This is a genomic window from Streptomyces sp. NPDC012825 (assembly GCF_042900925.1).
Lineage (GTDB): Bacteria > Actinomycetota > Actinomycetes > Streptomycetales > Streptomycetaceae > Streptomyces.
This window is the reverse complement of sequence record NZ_JBIBBZ010000050.1, coordinates 1-1139: the sequence shown is the minus strand read 5'-3', so window position 1 is coordinate 1139 and position 1139 is coordinate 1. Positions and strand designations below refer to the sequence as shown.

At 69.3% G+C, this 1139-nt stretch carries 1 protein-coding gene; it reads right to left on the bottom strand.

Going from position 1 to position 1139, the window contains the following annotated elements:
- Positions 1–1139 (bottom strand): acyl-CoA dehydrogenase family protein (locus ACFY7E_RS32865; RefSeq protein ID WP_389491514.1); only part of this gene is annotated, 1139 nt, incomplete at both ends.

Below are 1139 nucleotides of genomic sequence, written 5' to 3'. Positions count from 1 at the left end.
TACGGGAGGTTGCGGGCCATGACGATGCGCTGGATCTGGTTGGTGCCTTCGTAGATCTGGGTGATCTTGGCGTCGCGCATCATACGTTCGACGGGGTAGTCGCGGGTGTAGCCGTAGCCGCCCAGGAGCTGGACGGCGTCGGTGGTGACCTCCATGGCGACGTCGGAGGCGAAGCACTTGGCGGCGGCGCCGAAGAAGGTCAGGTCACCGTCGACGCGCTCGGACCTGGCGGCGGCGGCGTAGGTGAGCTGGCGGGCGGCCTCGAGCTTCATGGCCATGTCGGCGAGCATGAACTGCACGCCCTGGAAGTCGGCGATGGGCTTGCCGAACTGCTTGCGCTCGGTGACGTAGCCCTTGGCGTAGTCCAGGGCGCCCTGGGCGATGCCGAGGGCCTGGGCGGCGATCGTGATGCGGGTGTGGTCCAGGGTCTTCATCGCGGTGGCGAACCCGGTGCCCTCCGCCCCGATCATCCGGTCCGCGGGGATGCGGACGTTGTCGAGGTAGACCTCACGGGTGGGTGAGCCCTTGATGCCGAGCTTCTTCTCCGGCGCGCCGAAGGAGACCCCCTCGTCGTCCTTGTCGACCACGAAGGCGCTGATGCCCCTGGAGCGCTTGTCGGGGTCGGTGACGGCCATCACCGTGTAGTACTGCGAGACCCCGGCGTTGGTGATCCAGCGCTTGACGCCGTCGAGGACCCAGAAGTCGCCGTCGCGCACCGCGCGGGTCTTCATCCCCGCCGCGTCCGAACCCGCGTCCGGCTCCGACAGGGCGTAGGAGAACATCGCGTCGCCCTTGGCCAGCGGACCGAGGAACTTCGCCTTCAGCTCCTCCGAACCGGACAGGACCACCGGCAGCGAGCCCAGCTTGTTGACCGCCGGGATCAGCGAGGACGACCCGCACACCCGGGCCACCTCCTCGATCACGATCACCGTCGCCAGCGCGTCCGCGCCCGCGCCGCCGTACGCCTCGGGCACGTGCACCGCGTGCAGGTCGTTGGCGACCAGGGCGTCCAGGGCCTCCTGCGGGAACCGCCCCTCCTCGTCCACCGCCGCCGCGAACGGCGCGATCTTCGCCTCCGCCAGCGCACGCACCGACTCCCGGAGCATGTCGTGCTCCTCGGAAGGCCGATACAGGTCGAA